Source organism: Variovorax sp. LjRoot130 (assembly GCF_964253755.1).
In the GTDB taxonomy this organism is placed as follows: Bacteria; Pseudomonadota; Gammaproteobacteria; order Burkholderiales; family Burkholderiaceae_C; genus Variovorax.
This window is the reverse complement of record NZ_CAXURM020000002.1, coordinates 562,284-577,552: the sequence shown is the minus strand read 5'-3', so window position 1 is coordinate 577,552 and position 15,269 is coordinate 562,284. Positions and strand designations below refer to the sequence as shown.

15 protein-coding genes are annotated in these 15,269 nt (G+C 65.6%); 4 read left to right on the top strand and 11 right to left on the bottom strand.

Annotated elements, in window-relative coordinates; genetic code table 11:
* Nucleotide 1: 1 nt before the first annotated feature.
* Nucleotides 2–535 (top strand): DUF6036 family nucleotidyltransferase, encoded by a 534-nt coding sequence (locus tag ACSQ86_RS32475; RefSeq protein ID WP_436307073.1) that lies wholly within the window; start codon nt 2–4, stop codon nt 533–535.
* A gap of 168 nt (nt 536–703) precedes the next feature.
* The gene (locus ACSQ86_RS32470; protein ID WP_436307074.1) at nt 704–1,099 is read left to right on the top strand and encodes an avidin/streptavidin family protein; all 396 of its coding nucleotides are present in this window, start codon (nt 704–706) and stop codon (nt 1,097–1,099) included.
* Between the two features lie 4 nt (nt 1,100–1,103).
* On the opposite strand, the gene ACSQ86_RS32465 is transcribed toward ACSQ86_RS32470, so the two are convergent.
* Nucleotides 1,104–1,907, bottom strand: coding sequence for a BPL-N domain-containing protein (locus ACSQ86_RS32465; RefSeq protein ID WP_436307075.1), 804 nt, complete (start codon nt 1,905–1,907; stop codon nt 1,104–1,106).
* A gap of 246 nt (nt 1,908–2,153) precedes the next feature.
* Nucleotides 2,154–3,785, bottom strand: a complete 1,632-nt coding sequence (locus tag ACSQ86_RS32460; protein ID WP_436307076.1) for a long-chain fatty acid--CoA ligase — start codon at nt 3,783–3,785, stop codon at nt 2,154–2,156.
* 154 nt (nt 3,786–3,939) lie between these two features.
* Between ACSQ86_RS32460 and ACSQ86_RS32455 the strand changes: the two genes are divergently transcribed.
* Together ACSQ86_RS32455 and ACSQ86_RS32450 are read left to right on the top strand one after the other, a co-directional pair.
* A complete protein-coding gene (locus ACSQ86_RS32455) occupies nt 3,940–4,764 on the top strand; it encodes an SDR family oxidoreductase (protein ID WP_436307077.1) in 825 nt (274 codons plus the stop codon).
* Nucleotides 4,764–6,278: an AMP-binding protein gene (locus ACSQ86_RS32450; protein ID WP_436307078.1), complete on the top strand. Its 1,515-nt coding sequence runs from the start codon at nt 4,764–4,766 to the stop codon at nt 6,276–6,278. The genes ACSQ86_RS32455 and ACSQ86_RS32450 overlap by 1 nt, the downstream gene beginning before the upstream one ends.
* Nucleotides 6,279–6,319: 41 nt before the next feature.
* Here ACSQ86_RS32450 and ACSQ86_RS32445 read toward each other — a convergent pair whose 3' ends face one another.
* Genes ACSQ86_RS32445 through ACSQ86_RS32405 form a run of 9 tightly spaced genes read right to left on the bottom strand, consistent with a single transcriptional unit; the run spans nt 6,320 to nt 15,269 of the window.
* Nucleotides 6,320–7,099 (bottom strand): enoyl-CoA hydratase/isomerase family protein, encoded by a 780-nt coding sequence (locus ACSQ86_RS32445; protein WP_436307079.1) that lies wholly within the window; start codon nt 7,097–7,099, stop codon nt 6,320–6,322.
* A gap of 31 nt (nt 7,100–7,130) precedes the next feature.
* Nucleotides 7,131–7,985 carry an ABC transporter ATP-binding protein gene (locus ACSQ86_RS32440; RefSeq protein WP_436307751.1) on the bottom strand — a complete coding sequence of 285 codons (855 nt, stop codon included), beginning with the start codon at nt 7,983–7,985 and terminating at the stop codon, nt 7,131–7,133.
* Nucleotides 7,986–7,990: 5 nt separating this feature from the next.
* Nucleotides 7,991–9,226, bottom strand: coding sequence for an ABC transporter substrate-binding protein (locus ACSQ86_RS32435; protein ID WP_436307080.1), 1,236 nt, complete (start codon nt 9,224–9,226; stop codon nt 7,991–7,993).
* Between the two features lie 59 nt (nt 9,227–9,285).
* On the bottom strand, nt 9,286–10,338 hold the full coding sequence (locus ACSQ86_RS32430) for a branched-chain amino acid ABC transporter permease (protein ID WP_436307081.1): 1,053 nt from the start codon (nt 10,336–10,338) through the stop codon (nt 9,286–9,288).
* Between the two features lies 1 nt (nt 10,339).
* Nucleotides 10,340–11,224 (bottom strand): branched-chain amino acid ABC transporter permease, encoded by an 885-nt coding sequence (locus ACSQ86_RS32425; protein WP_436310495.1) that lies wholly within the window; start codon nt 11,222–11,224, stop codon nt 10,340–10,342.
* Nucleotides 11,221–13,209, bottom strand: coding sequence for an AMP-dependent synthetase/ligase (locus tag ACSQ86_RS32420; RefSeq protein WP_436310494.1), 1,989 nt, complete (start codon nt 13,207–13,209; stop codon nt 11,221–11,223). Before ACSQ86_RS32420 ends, ACSQ86_RS32425 begins: the two co-directional genes overlap by 4 nt.
* Nucleotides 13,206–13,994: an ABC transporter ATP-binding protein gene (locus ACSQ86_RS32415; protein ID WP_436307084.1), complete on the bottom strand. Its 789-nt coding sequence runs from the start codon at nt 13,992–13,994 to the stop codon at nt 13,206–13,208. Before ACSQ86_RS32415 ends, ACSQ86_RS32420 begins: the two co-directional genes overlap by 4 nt.
* Nucleotides 13,995–14,004: 10 nt before the next feature.
* A complete protein-coding gene (locus ACSQ86_RS32410; RefSeq protein ID WP_436307085.1) occupies nt 14,005–14,841 on the bottom strand; it encodes an SDR family NAD(P)-dependent oxidoreductase in 837 nt (278 codons plus the stop codon).
* Nucleotides 14,838–15,269: a MaoC/PaaZ C-terminal domain-containing protein gene (locus ACSQ86_RS32405; RefSeq protein ID WP_436307086.1), complete on the bottom strand. Its 432-nt coding sequence runs from the start codon at nt 15,267–15,269 to the stop codon at nt 14,838–14,840. Before ACSQ86_RS32405 ends, ACSQ86_RS32410 begins: the two co-directional genes overlap by 4 nt.

Here is a 15,269-nt window from a genome sequence, read left to right as displayed (position 1 = left end):
CTTGGAGCACATCATCCGCGCGGCGGCTGATGTCACCAACGAGTACGAGATCATCATCGTCGGAAGCCAGTCCATTCTGGGCTCGATTGCGCACCCGCCTGAGGTCTGCACGATGTCGGCCGAGGCAGACGTGCTGCCGATGAACGATGAGAAGCGGCTATCGGACCTTGTCGATGGCAATCTCGGAGAGGGCTCCCTGTTCCATGAAACGTACGGCTACTACGCCCAGGGTGTCGATTCGAGCACCTCGAAGCTGCCTATCGGGTGGCGCGAGCGCCTCGTGCGCGTTCAGAATCAGAATACGAACGGCAAGGTCGGACTCTGCTTGGACCCCCTTGACCTCTTCTTGGCCAAATGCGTTGCGAACCGAGAGAAAGACCGGAATTTCAATCGTGCGCTGCTTGCGTCGGGCATCGTGAAGTTCGATGAAGCGGTCCAACGGGCTTCGTTGTTGCCGGTCAGCAAGGATGCCCAGGAAAGGGTCGTGGCGCTCATCCATCGGCTCGCAGCGGAGGCCGGTGTCAAGGCGCCCTAGGACTTCAACGGCGCAAAATCATCGTACGCCCGTCGCGGTTACGTCAGGGGCATTGCTCACCTTGGATGGAGGCGACAGATCGGGTATGACGCATGGAACTGCTTGATCGCGACCGGTAAGAAGTATCGGTGCAACGACTTCCGATCCACGCAACGCAAAGGAGACACCATGACAATCCGTATTGGACGATGGCTCGGCCGCAACGGAGGCGGACTCGAGATTCTTTCCATCGGGCCAGATGCCCACTTCACCGGCCGCTACCAGACCAAGGTGGGGAAGCCTAGCCCTGAAGCGTGGTTCGACGCGCACGGAATGACAGACGGCGCTCTCATCGGATTCACGGTGCTCTGGAAGAATCAATCGGAGCAGCATGCCTCGCTGGCAAGCTTTGCCGGTCGCTACCTGGCCCAGGGTGAGCAGGATGGCTTCGGCGACTCATCGAGAGAGCGGATCGAGGCCCAATGGCATCTTGCCCGCCTCTACGACGACGATGATCCCAGCAAGCCGCACGCGATGTGGGAGACCTTTCTCACCAACTCTGCGGTCTGGTATTGGACGCCTTGAACGGTCAGCGCAGCCTGAGCCCGGCGTGAACAAGCAGCTGCCGGAAAACCTCCAATCGCGCCTTTCCGGTCTCTGCAAGCTTGTGGCACACGTGCATGTGTGCAGCCATGTCGCAGTGTCCACACAGTGCGTCCTTGCACTCCCGCTCCGACATCTCCAAGTGGACACCCGTCAGGATCGCGCTCCCGTTGCCCACACGTGAGCTCACGATGGCGGGCGGAGCGCCCTCGATGCCCGTGTACACGGCCAGGATCTGCGCTACATCGCTCGTCGCGTCGCCGAGATCGAAGCGGCAGCCGCCGTGGTAGTGCGCGTAAAGGGTCACTGGGGCGGCAGTCAGTCGATCTGTCGTCCGAATTTCAGCCGCTGCAGCGCTCCTCGGCGTTGCGTCGTAGGAGACACCCCCGGTGAGTTGGGGCAGCGAGCCCACTGCGACGGCATCCACGAACCTCAGTTCGCGTGCGCCGCAGATCGCACCATCGGTTCCGGCATGGAACGCGAGTTCCCTGCAGGCGTAGTACGCGCCTGCGCAGATGCCGAGGTAGACGCCACCTTCCTCGACGAACCGCCGAATGCGCTGGTTGGGGGCACCGTTCAACGCTTCGCAAAAAGGAAGGTCAGCACCGCCCGGCATGACAAACAGAACGGTGTCCTCGAAGAGCGCCGTGTCATGCTTGAGGTCGTCCGCGATGACTGCTCGGATCTCGTATGCGGCGGGAGGAAGCTGCTGTGCGATCGTCCTCATCACACGTGACGTTCCGTCGAAAGTTCCGGCGTCGATATAGGTCAGGATCTTCGGTTTCGGCATGCTGGTTCTCCAGATCGTTTCGATTGCGTGCTGGCAGATCGAGTTCACCTTTGGGCTCGCGACCAGAGATCCTGGGTGCCGCACAAGATTCTGCTCTGGCGGAATGCGATTTGCGAGAGGAACAAATCCGCGGTCGACCGCGATGGCAACACGATCGACTTTCTGCTCTGGGCCAAACTCGATACCCACAGCCGGCCCCAGTGTTCGCGCTGGCGCGACCACTGGGCGTGATCCCCCGAAGCGTCGTCAGCTCGGCGACACCGACACGCGGTCGCGGTACATCTCGCGCATGCGTGTTTTCAGGAATTTGCCCGTCGCGGTCTTGGGAATTGCATCGACCCACTCAAAGTCATCCGGCAGCTGGAAGCGCGCGAGTTTTGGCCTCAGAAAATCGCGCAACGCCGCCGCATCGACCTCCGCTCCCGGGCGCTTCACGACCACCACCAGTGGACGCTCGCCCCACTTCGGATGCTGAATCGCCACCACCGCAGCTTCTGCCACGCCAGGATGGCCCATCACAAGATTTTCGAGGTCGACCGAACTGATCCATTCACCGCCCGACTTGATGAGGTCCTTCCTGCGGTCAACCAGGTGCATGTAGCCATGTGCGTCGATGGTGCCCACGTCGCCGGTGCGCAGCCAGCCGTCGGCGGTGAACTTGCCAGGGTCATTGGGCGTCGCGTGGTAGCTGCCCGTGATCCATGGCCCACGCACTTGCACCTCGCCGGCGGCCTTGCCGTCCCATGGCTGCACACCATCGACTTCATCGACGATGCGCATCTCGACCATGGGCGCAGCCACACCCTGCATCGCGCGGATGGCGTGTTGCTTCTCCTCCGACAGCAAGGCATGCTCCGGCTTCATGATCGGGAAGCTGCCCATCGGCGAGGTCTCGGTCATGCCCCAACCTTGCACGATGTGCATGTCGTATCGCCCAAAGTTGGCGATCATCGACTGCGGCACCGCCGCGCCGCCGATCAGCATGCGCATGCCCTTGACCAGGTTGCGCTGACGGGTTGGCTGCTCGAGCGCCTGGTAAATCATCATCCAGATGGTCGGCACGCCAAGGGCCATGGTGGCCTGCCCTTCTTCCATCAGGTCGAGCAGGTCTTCACCGCCAAGGTGTGGGCCGGGCAGGATCTGGTTCGCACCGACCATCATGGCCGAGAAGGGCACGGCCCATGCGTTGGCATGGAACATGGGCGTGACCATCATCACCCGGTCGCGCGCCGACAGCGAGAACAGGTCGGGAATGCAGCCGGTGATGGCGTGGAGCACCATCGAGCGGTGCGAATACACCACACCCTTGGGCCGCCCGGTGGTGCCCGAGGTGTAGCACATGCCTACGGCTTCGTTCTCGTCCTGCTCCGGGTACTGGTAGCCGGCGGCGTCGCCGGCGATGAAGTCTTCGTAGCTTTCCATGCCCTCGGCCAGCGGCGTACCGCTAAAGGGCACGACGATGGCGCGCGGCGGATCCTTCAGCAAAGGTCGGACACGCTCCCAGATCGGCAGCAACACGTCGTCGATGACGAGCACGCGATCGCCAGCGTCGTCCATGATGTAGGCGATGTCCTCGGGGGACAGCCGCAGGTTGAGCGTGTGCAGCACGGCGCCGGCTGCCGGGATGCCGAAGTAGCACTCCAGGTGCCAGGCATGGTTCCAGCTCATCGTGGCGACAGCCTCGCCCCTCGCGATCCCGGCCTTGTCCCGCAAGGCCTGTGCGAGCTGACGGGCACGCCGGTAGATCTCCGCATAGCTGCGTCGGTAGGTGGACTTGTCGGGCAAGCGGCCGAGCGCACTCTGGTCGCCGAAATAAGTGCCCGCGCGCTCGAGGATCAGATTGGTGCTGAGCTGCACCGGCATCATGGTCGATTTCATGCTGCTCTTGCCCCTTCTTGACTCGATTTCTGACTTGATTTGAGCTACTCTCAATTATCGATTCCAAAGCGCACTAACAATCATAGGGAAAACGACATGGCATAAACTTGAGCTTCACTCAAAATATCAAGCTCGATCCAAGCATGGGGTGTTGATGCGCATCGATCTGCAGTTCAAAGGACGTCATGTCATTGTCTTCGGGGGTACCACCGGGATCAACTTCGGCATTGCCGACGCCTTCGCCCGGCAGGGCGCGGACGTGAGCGTTGTGAGCCGCCGGCGCGAGAACGTCGACCATGCCGTCGCCGCACTGACCGGGCACGGGCATCGCGTGGCGGGCTTTTGCGCTGATGTGCGCGATTTCGAGGCGGTCGGACAAGCCATGGCCGAAGCGGCCGCGAAGTTCGGCGCTGTCGATGTGATGGTGTCGGGTGCCGCAGGCAATTTCTTCGCTCAGGCGCGACATATGTCGGCCAACGGGTTCAAGGCCGTCGTCGACATCGATCTGCTCGGCACGTTTCACGTCATGCGCCAGGCTTACGGGCACCTACGCAAGCCCGGCGCCTCGGTCATCAACATCACGGCGCCCCAATCGACGATCCCGATGCGCTATCAGTCCCACGCTTGTGCCGCGAAGGCCGGGGTCGATCAGCTCACCCGCGTGCTCGCGCTCGAGTGGGGCCTGGACGGCATTCGGATCAACGCCATCTCGCCGGGCCCGATCGATGGCACCGAAGGCGTCAGGCGCCTCATGGCGCAAAGCGACGAGGAACTCGCGCAGGCCACGAGCATGGTTCCGCTGAAGCGGCTCGGAACGCTGGACGACATCGCCAACTTGGCGCTGTTCCTCGCTTCACCCTACGCCAGCTACATCTCGGGCGCCGTGATCCCCTGCGACGGCGGCGGCGCGCTGGAAAGCGTCAAGCCCGTTCTCGAAGCCACGGGTCGGCTGGCCGAGGCCCAGGCAAGGAAGATGTGATGGAGCGCGCGAGCGACTACACGCTGGGCGACATACTGCGCCGCAACGCCACGGTCCATGGCGACGGCATCGCGTTTCGCGAGCAGGACGGCGCGGTCACGCACCGCGCGCATTGGCGGCGCGTCCAGCAATTGGCCGCAGGTTTGCACCGGCTCGGCGTCGCGCAAGGCGATCGCGTCGCCATCCTGTCGAAGAACCGCATCGAGTACGTGGAGTTGCTCGGCGCAGCGGCGCAACTGGGCGCCATCGTGTCCGCGATCAACTGGCGCCTGTCCGCTGCCGAAGTGCTGGCTGTGCTGGAGAACGACACGCCGAAGACGGTTCTGGCCGAGGATGAGTTCTGGCCCTTGCTCGATCTCTCCCTTGCGCGCACCGGCCCGGATCTGGAACCGATCACCATCGGAATTCGCCGCGAGGGCTTCCAATGCCTCGACGACCTGTACATCGACGACGGCCCTCTCCCATCGACGCCCCTGTCTGCCGACGCCCCGCTGCTGCTGATCCATACCGCCTGGACCGACGGCCGCCCCAAAGCGGCCACGATCTCGCACGCCAACCTGATTTCGAACGCCATCCAACTGCAAGGCGCATGGAAGCTGGGAACCGATGACGTCCATCTGTGCTGCCTGCCCCTGTTCCATTCGACGGCCATCTCGCTGGTGCTCGCCGTCCAGTTGGCCGGTGGCGGCAGCGTGCTGACGCGCCAGTACGAACCGCAGGAAGCGGCCTCGCTCGTGGAGCGCCACCGAGCCACCGTGCTCGGCGAATTCGCGCCCATGCTCGACGGCCTGCTCTCCGCGTGCGATGGCGTGCCTTCGCGGCTGCGCAGCCTCCGGCATGTGTGCGGCCTCGACTCGCCCGAGACGATTCGCCGCTTCGAAGCCGCCTGCCCTGACGCCACCTTCTGGGCCGGCTACGGGCAAACCGAGGTGTCGGGGCTGGCGACACTCGGGCGTTTCCGCGATGCGCCCGGTGCCGCCGGATTTCCGTTGGCACTGTGCGCGATTGGCATCGAAGGCGACGACGGCCGGCTTGTGCCGGACGGCGAGGCTGGCGAAATCGTCGTGCGCGGGCCGTCGGCCTGCCTGGGCTACTGGCAGCGCCCAGAGGACAACGCGCGTCTGCTGCGCGGCGGCTGGCTGCACACGGGCGACAGCGGTCGCATCGACGCGAACGGCCGCCTCTGGTATACGGGCCGGCTGGCCGCCAAGGAACTAATCAAGACGGGGGGCGAGAACGTCTACCCCTCCGAAGTCGAGGCCGTGATCCGCCAGCACGCCGGCATTGCAGAGGTCGCTGTGATCGGCGTGCCGGATGCCCAGTGGGGCGAGTCGATCAAGGCGATCTGCGTGCCGGCGCGCACACCGCCACCCGCGCAAGAAGAAGTCGCCGATTTCGTCGCCAGCCGCATCGCGCGCTACAAGCGGCCCCGCTTCGTGGTGTTCGCGGATTCGCTGCCGAAAAAGCCGGACGGATCGGCGGATCGCGAACAAATTCGGAAGCTTCACGGGTAGTGCCGCGGGGCCGCGCGCGCCGCGCCGGCCCGATGATCGGCTCAACGCCCGTTGAACCGGGGCCGCTGCTTCTTCAGGAAGGCCGCGACCGCGCCAGTGAAGTCTTCCGTCCGCGCATTGGCGACGAATTCCTCTTGCTCCAGGTCGAGTTGCGTCGGTAGGTCGTTCTCCAGCGAAGTGCGGATGAGCCGCTTCATGCGACCGATGGCCAGCGTGGGGCCGGCCGCCAGGCGCTGCGCCACCGCGTCCACGCTGGCGTCGAGCTCCGCCAGCGGCACCACCTTGTTGACAAGGCCATAGCGCCAGGCCTCGGCCGCATCGAAGCTTTCGCCGAGCAGCGCGATCGCCATCGCATTGCGCATCCCGGCGACGCGCGGCAGCGACCACGAGGCCGACCCGTCGCAGGTGGCGCCGATGTTCACGTAGGCCAGGTTGAATTTCGTGCCCTCGGCGGCGATCGCCAGGTCGCACGCCATGGCCAGGCTCAGGCTGCCGCCGGCGACCACGCCATGCAGGCGGGCAATGAAGGGCACGTCGAGCATGGCCATCAGCTTGACCGCCTCGTGCACCGGCCCGATGAGCCCCGGCACCGCCGAGGCCGCATCGTCGCCGGCGAGTTCGTTGAGGTCGCCACCGACGCCGAAGACATCGCCCTCCCCACTGAGCACGACGGCGCGGATGTCCGGGGACGCCGCGATCACCTGGCAGCACGCGAGGAAGGCGCGGGCCGTCGGCACGTCCACCGCATTAAGTTGCGCGGGGCGGTTGAAGCGCAGGCGGGCGACGGCGCCCTCGCGCTGCAGGATGACGGGTTCGCTCATGAAAGATCCCTTGAAAGAAGGCCAATGCGCATCAGCCGAGCCAACGCTTGCGGCGCCGGTAGTGTTTGGTCGCGCGATAGTTCTTGCGCTCGCCCGCGACGCTGACCCCGAGATAGAACTCCCGGATGTCCTCGTTCGCGCGCAACTGTTCGGCCGGCGCTTCGAGCACCACGCGACCGCCTTCCATGACGTAGCCATGGTCGGCCAGTCCCAAGGCGGCCTGCGCGTTCTGCTCGACGATGAGCAGCGACAGCCCCTGGGTCTTGAGCTTGGCGAGCAGCGCGAAGATCTCCTCGATCATCTTCGGCGCCAGACCCAGCGATGGCTCGTCGATCAGCATCAGCCGCGGCTTGCCCATCATCGCGCGCCCGATCAAGAGCTGCTGCTGCTCGCCGCCCGAAAGGTAGCCGGAGGTGCGGTCGCGAAGTTCGGCGAGCCGGGGAATCGTCGCGTAGACGAATTCCAGTCGCTCGCGCACGCTCGCCATGCCGGGCAGCAGATGGCCGCCGATGACCAGGTTCTGCTCGACGTTCAAGTGGCGCAGCACCTTGCGCCCCTCGACCACGTGGATCAGCCCGCGCGCCACCGTGTCCAGCGCGGCCAGGCCGGTGATCGCCTGTCCGCCGAAGCGGATGCTGCCGGCCGACACCGCGCCGTCGTCGATCGACAGGATGCCCGAGATGGCCTTGAGCGTCGTGCTCTTGCCGGCGCCGTTCGGCCCCAGCAGGACCGTGCAGCGGCCCTCCTCCACGCGCAGGTTCACGCCCTTGAGCGCGAGAATCACCTTGGCGTAGAGCACCTCGAGGTTCTCGATCGCCAGCAGTTCGCTCCGCGCAGCCTCCTGCGCCACGGTCGCCGCGGGCCGCTCCATCACCGCCGCGTCCATGTCGTTCACCAGAGGTCCATCTTCGGGACCGAATAGCCCAGCACTGCCGGCATCAGCTTGCCGTCTTTGACGACGCCGATGTTCACCTTCGGGTTCTGCACCGGGAACGGCGCGGAAATGTCGTACTTGATATCGCTCGAGTACCCGAACAGGCTGGCGCTCGTGAAGGTGGTCTCCAGCAACGTCTTGTGGATCAGCTCGCCGGTCAGCTTGTCGGACCCGTACTTCTTCGCGCCCGCCTCGACCGCTCGCACCAGCAGCAGCGCTTGCGCGATGCCACCGATCGTGATGCCGTTCCACGGTGCCTTGAGGCCGTACTTCGTCGCCAGCATGTCGTAGAAGCGCTTGACTTCGGTGTCGTCGTCCGTGGCCAGGGCGCCGCCCTGGGTCTCGTAGTCCCCTTCCATCGAGCCGATGCCGCCCATCGGCTTGGCGATGAAGCCCGGCGCGTTGTGCATCGCGAAGGCCACCGGCACCTTCTTGTTGAGCGCCTGCAGCGCACGCTTGATGGCGATCGCCTGCTGGATCGATGCCGGTGCGAGGATGACTTCGGCGCCCGAATTGGTCACGCGCCGCATCTGCAGCGTCAGGTCGGCCGGCTGCGCTTCGGCGAACACCACCTCGACCAACTCGACCACCTTCGGATTCGCCTTCGCGAACGCGGTCACGCCCTTGGCCACATCGACATAGCTCGGCGACGACTCGGAGGTGACCAATGCCACCTTGATCGGGCGCTTGCCTTCCGCCTTGGTCTTCTGGTACCAGTCGATGAAGCCTACGAACTCATGCACGAAGGTGGGCCTCAGCGACAGAATCCACTGGTTGGGCCGCCACGCGAAGCCGTTGCTGGCCGAGGCGCTGAACATCACCACCTTGTCATTGGGCAGGCGCTGCTGCAGCGCCGCGGTGTCGGGCCCCCCGAGCGCGAAGCCGACCAACGGCTTCTCGGCCAGGATGCCGGGCCACAGGCTTGCCGTCTGCGCGGTTTCGAAGCGCGTGTCGTAAGCCTTCATCTGCAGCTTGATGCCCTGCTTGGCGCCGACTTCCGCGTTCCACCAGTTGATGACCGCCTCGCGGCCGCCGCCGATGGAAGGCATGACCGTCGAGAACGGCCCTGAGAAGTCGGACAGCGAGGGCACGACGTAGGTCGTCTGCGCATGGGCCATGCGCGGTGCGATCGAGCAGGCCAGCGCGGCCGTGGCGAGCGCCGCAGCGTGTCGGATGGATGCGGTGAGTCTCATGATGTGTCTCCGGTGTAGTGGGCTAACAGGGGTGCCGTTGCGCAGGGAAAAATCCGCCGTCAATAGGGGAAAGGCCAACGCCGCCAGGCCTGCTTCGTCGTGTTCACACGGTGCATCAATCCCTTGGGCTCGAACAGCAGGAACAGGATCACCACCGTTCCGAGCAGCACGTTCATGCTGGCGAAGACGATGTCCTGCCCGACGATCGGGAAGGTCTGCGACAGCGACGAGCCGAGGCTCGCGACGCCTTCACGCGCCAACTGGATCAGCACGGTGCCGATCAGCGCGCCGACGATGGAGCCGAGGCCGCCGACGATCATCATGGAGATCAGCCAGATCGAGCTGAACAGCGTGAACTGCTCGACCGACACGTGCCTCAGCGCGATTGCCCACAGCCCGCCCGCGATGCCGGCATAGAACGCGCCGACGAGGAAGGCGCGCATCTTCGTCATCATGACGTTGATGCCCATCATCCCGGCCGCGACATCGTCGTCGCGCACGGCCTCGAAAGCGCGGCCGTGGCGGGAGCGCACGATGCCGAAGGCACCGAAGGTCATGATCACCAGCACGATCAGCGCGAAGTAGTAGATCGCCGTGTCGTTGGCCAGATTGATGCCGAAGGCCGTCGCGCCCTCCAGGTGCACGCCGCCCGGCCCGCCGAACCAGTTACGCGGCAGGTTGAGCGCGAAGAAATGGAACAGTGCCTGCGCGGCGATGGTCGTCAAGGCCAGGTAGAAGCCCTTGATGCGCACCGCGGAGAGTCCGAACAGCGAACCGAAGACGGCCGCCGCCACGCCGCCGAAGACGAGCGCCAGCGGCACCGGGAAGGACCAGTGCGCCACTGCGACCGCACAGGCATAGGCGCCAACGCCCATGAAGGCCGACTGCCCGATGTTGATCTGCCCGGCATAGCCGGTGCAGATCTGCAGGCCGATTACCGCCACCGCGGTGATGAAGATCGTGTAGCCCATGCTGATCCAACGCTCGGGCGCTACCCAGGGCAGCACCGCCAGGGCCAACACGAACAATGCAAGAGCCACCCACTGCGGGCGAGTGCGGATCAACGAACGGTCGCCGCCGTAGCTTGTGAAGTAAACACCGGAGGCATCCATTTCAGACCCTTTCGATCGCGCGCCATCCGAACAGGCCGGTCGGCCGTACGAAAAGCATGAACAGCATGAAGACGTAGGGCACGATGGTCGATGCGGAGCCGCCGACCGCCGGGTCCACATAAGCGCTCACCAGCGACTGCAGGATGCCCATCACCGCGCCCGCCAGCAGCAGGCCGAAGATGGATTCGAGGCCCGCGAACAGCGCCACCGGCAGCGCCGCCAGCCCGATCTCGGCGGACACCAGCGTCAGCGAGCGGCCGTTGAGGTAGACGATGGCGCCGAGCGTGGAGATCGCCGCGCCCATCATCCAGGCCAGCGTGGTGGCGCGCTTGACCGAGATGCCCAGCGAGATCGCGGTGGCCGGATCCTCGGCCACCGCCGTGAGCGTGAGACCGAAGCGCGAGTGGTTGAAAAACCACCACAGCCCCGCCGCCAGGACCACGGTCAGCACGGCGCCGATCGTGAGCGAGGTCGGCAGGATCAGGTCGCCGACGATGATGGGCGCTGCCGGCAGCAGCGCCGGGAACTGCCTGTCCATCGGCCCCCAGATCACGAGGATCAACCCGCGGATAAGGATCACGAGGCCGATCGTGACCATCACCATCGAGAACACCGATTCGCCGATCAAGCGCGAGAAGAACAGCCGCTCGATGATGACGCCGTAGGCCAGCGAGGCCACGAAGGCCAACGGCACGGCCACCAACGTCGGCAGCCCGCTGGCCATGGTGAGCGTCCACACGGTGAAGGCGCCCACCAGCATCAACTCACCCTGGGCAAAGTTGAAGACCTTGCTGGCCCGATAGATCACGACGAAGCCGAGCGCCAGCAGCGCATAGAGCTGGCCGATCAGCACGCCGTTGAGCACGTAGTTGAGAAATTCCATCATTGCACCTCTTGGGCCTCGAGGGCCGACAGCACCGGGGAAGGCGCCCGAACGGGGGTGGCTGGCTGCGCCGGCAGGCTGGCGATGCCGAGCCGCATCGCGGCGCGCAGCGTGCCGCTGCGCCCGTCCTGATAGCGCACGGGGATCGCGACGTTGACCTGCGAAATCCCGGCGTACAGCGCCTCGATCACGTCGCGGTAGCGCTCCTCGATGAACTCGCGCTTGAGCTTGCGCGTGCGCGTCAGTTCGCCCTCATCGGCATCGAGCTCCTTGGGGAGGTTCGCGAAGCGCAACACGCGGGCCGCCGGTTCCAGCTTGGCGTTGACGGCGCGGATTTCCGCAGCCACCTGCTCGACGATCTCCGGCCGCTGCGACAGGTCAGTGAAGGTCGTGAAGCCGATGTTGCGCTGCTCGGCCCAGCGGGAGAACACCACCTCGTCGATGTTGACCAGCGCGACCACGAAGTCGTGCTGCGGGCCACCGATGACCAGCACCTCCTTGATGTAGGGCGAGAAGCGCAAACGCACCTCGATGAACTGCTTCGGGTACTTGGCCCTCGAGCGCAGCTCGCTCATGTGCTCGATGCGGTCGTAGTAGATCAGCTCCGAGGCGGGCGAGCGGCCCACCGCGTCACCCGTGCGGTACCAATCGCCGTCGAACTTCTCGGCCGTCTTCTCGGGTCGCTTCCAGTAGCCGGTGAAGCCCGCGCCGCCGCGCAGCTGCAGTTCGCCCGCGTCGGAGATACGCCATTGCAGCGCTTCGCCCCACTCGGTGGGTTCGGTCAGGGGCCGCCCGATCGTTTCGGGGTCGTACTGCGCGCCGGTGTGTGCCGACACGAGGCCGAACTCGCTGCAGGCGTAGATGTTCCGCAGCGCGATCCCCATGCCTGCGAACAGGCGCACCACGTCGGGCGACATCGCCGCACCGCCGGTGATCGCAACCTTGACGCGCTTGAGGCCCAGTTGGTCGCGCAGCCCACGCAGCACGCTCCATTCCGCGACGACGTTGGCCAGCCGTGCCATCGGCGTCGACTCGCGGCCTTCGATGCGCGCCAGGTTCACCTTCTTGCCGGCGGCCAGGGCCCAGTCGACCCACTTCCGCCGCAGCCACCCTGCATCGATCATGCGGCTGAACACGCCCGAGGCCAGGTTCTCCCACTGGCGCGGACCGAGCACAATCACGTCGACGGCCAGCTCGCGGATCGCTTCCTGTACCTGGTCCGGCCGTTCGGCGAAGCTGACCCGCATCGGCAGCGACATGCCCAACGTCACGCCGAACCACTGCTCAGGCACCCACGAGAGCGGGATGTACGACAGGTACTCGCTGTGGGGCAGGATCTCCAGCGCACGCCGCAACCGCTCTGCGCAGTCGAGCAGCGCGCGGTGCGTCGTGACCACCCCTTTGGGGTGGCCGGTCGTGCCCGAGGTGTAGGCGAGCAGCGCGATGTCGTCGGTCTGCCCACGCTCGATCTCCTGCTCGATGCGCTGCGGGAATTCGCGCGCCAGCGACCGGCCGCCTTCGATCACGGCGTCCAGGCTCTGCAGCGCCGGCTGCTGGTAGTCCCACAGGCCACCCGGCTCACAGTAGAAGATCGTGCGCAACCGCGGGCAGTGCGCCAGTGCCGTGAGCGACTTGTCGACCTGCTCCTGGTCCTCGGCGAGGATGGCCACCACCTCCGCATCGTCCGCGACGTAGCGCAATTCGTCCTCGGACGAGTCCGGGTACAGCGTCACGGTCTTCGCGCCGATCGCCATCGCCGCCCATTCGACCCAGTAGATCTCGGGACGGTTCTCGCCGATCACCATCACGGTCTGCCCGCGCTCGATGCCCAGCGCCAGCAGGCCGAACGCCGTGCCTTGCACCTTCTCGTAGATCCGGCGCCAGCTGTACTCGGCCCAGATGCCAAGCTGCTTGTAGCGATGGCCGACGAGCTCGGCGCGCTCCCGGCTGTTGTACAGCAGCCATTGCGGCACGGTCTGCGGCTTCATGCCTTGACTCCCAAGTAGGCGGAGATCACCGCCGGGTCGTTTTGCACCTCGTCGGGTGTGCCCTCGGCGATCTTGCGGCCGAAATTCAGCACCACCACGCGGTCGGCGATGTCCATCACCACGCCCATGTCGTGCTCGACGAGCACCACGGGAATCTTCTTGAATTCGCGCACGTCAAGGATGAAGCGCGCGAGGTCTTCCTTCTCTTCGGCGTTCATGCCGGCCATCGGCTCGTCGAGCAACAGCACCTGCGGCTCGGTCGCGAGTGCCCGGCCAAGGTCGACGCGCTTGCGCATGCCGTAGCCGAGCGTGCCGACCGGCTGGTGGCGGATGTGCTCGATCTCGAGGAAGTCGATGATCTCCTCGGCCTTCTCGCGGTGGCGGACCTCTTCGCGGTGCGCGAACGGAAAGTAGGCGAAGGCCTGCAGCAGGCTGCTGTTCATGTGCGCAAACCGGCCGACCATGATGTTGTCGATCACGCTCATGCGCCCGAGCAGGTGCGTGCCCTGGAAAGTGCGCGCCACACCCGACACCGCGACACGGTGCACCGGCCAGCCGCCGATGTCGGCGCCCTTGTAGCGCACGCTGCCGACCTGCGGCCGGTAGAAGCCCGACAGCACGTTGAGGAAGGAACTCTTCCCGGCGCCGTTCGGACCGATCAGCGCCACGAGCTCGTCGGTGTGCACCTCGATCGAAAGCTTCTCGAGCGCGGTCACACCGCCGAAGCGCAGGGTGACGTCGCGCACGTCGATGACGTTGCCGGCCGCCTGCTGGGTGCTGTTCATCGCGCGTCGCCTACGACAGCGTGAAGCCACCGCCGCAGACGATGGTCTGGCCGGAGATGTAGTTGGACTCGGGCGTGCAGAACAGGTAGACCGCACCGGCCGCCTCCTCGGGCGTGCCGCCACGGCCCAGCGGGATCTGCACTTCCATCGCCTTCATCAGGTCCGGGTTCACGCCGACCTTGATCTCGCGTCCCTCGATGTCGATCTGCGCATTGGCGTCGGCCGTGGCCTCGGTCAGGCGCGTATGGATCAGTCCGAAGGCCACCGTGTTCACGTTCACGCGCAGACGGCCCCACTCCTTGGACAGCGCCTTGGTCAGGCCGGTCACGCCGGCCTTGGCCGCCGCATAGTTGGCCTGGCCGGCATTGCCGCCGAGCCCGGCGATGGACGAGATGTTGACCACCTTGCGGTAGTTCTGCACACCGGCCTCCGCATCGGCCTTGACCAGCGAGCGGATCGCCGGCTGTGCGGCGCGCAGGATGCGGAACGGTGCCGTCAGGTGGCAGTCGAGCATGGCGTACCACTGCTCGTCGGTCATCTTCTGGATCACGTTGTCCCAGGTGTAGCCGGCGTTGTTGACGATGATGTCCAGGCCCTGGTAGGTATCGACCGCTGACTTGATGAAGCGGTCGGCGAAGTCCGGCGCGGTAACGTTGCCCCAGCACGCGACAGCCTCGCCGCCGGCGGCCTTGATTTCCTGCGCCGCCTGCTCGGCTACATCCCGGTCCAGGTCGTTGACGACCAGCCGCGCGCCTTCGGCCGCCAGCTTCAGCGCCAGTGCACGGCCGATGCCGCGGCCCGAGCCGCTGACCAGCGCGACCTTGCCGTTGAGATTTCCCGTTGTCATTGAAGTTCTCCGATCGATACGACGGCTTCGCCAAGCACCTTGGCCTCGCCATACTGGTTGTTCAGGTGGATCTCGACCCGCACGGCGCGCTCGCCGCCGTCCAGGGTGATCTGCTCGACCACGCGGCCGCTGCAGTGGGCCTCGTTGTAGAGCTGGAAGATGCCGACGAAGCGCAGCTCGATGCTGCGGATGCGCTCCTGCTCGACCCAGTTCGTCAGCAGGCGCCCGAGCCAGGCGGCGCTCAGCATGCCGTGACCAAAGACGTCAGGCGCGCCGGCCTTGCGGGCCGCGTCGGTGTCGATGTGCAGCGGCACGTGGTCGCCCGAAGCGCCCGCGTAGAGCGCGAGCGTCGCCCGCGTCAGCGGCGGGACGACGAGTTCCGGCAACGCGGCGCCGACCTCGAAGGAAGGAGTCGATGGACGGCTCAT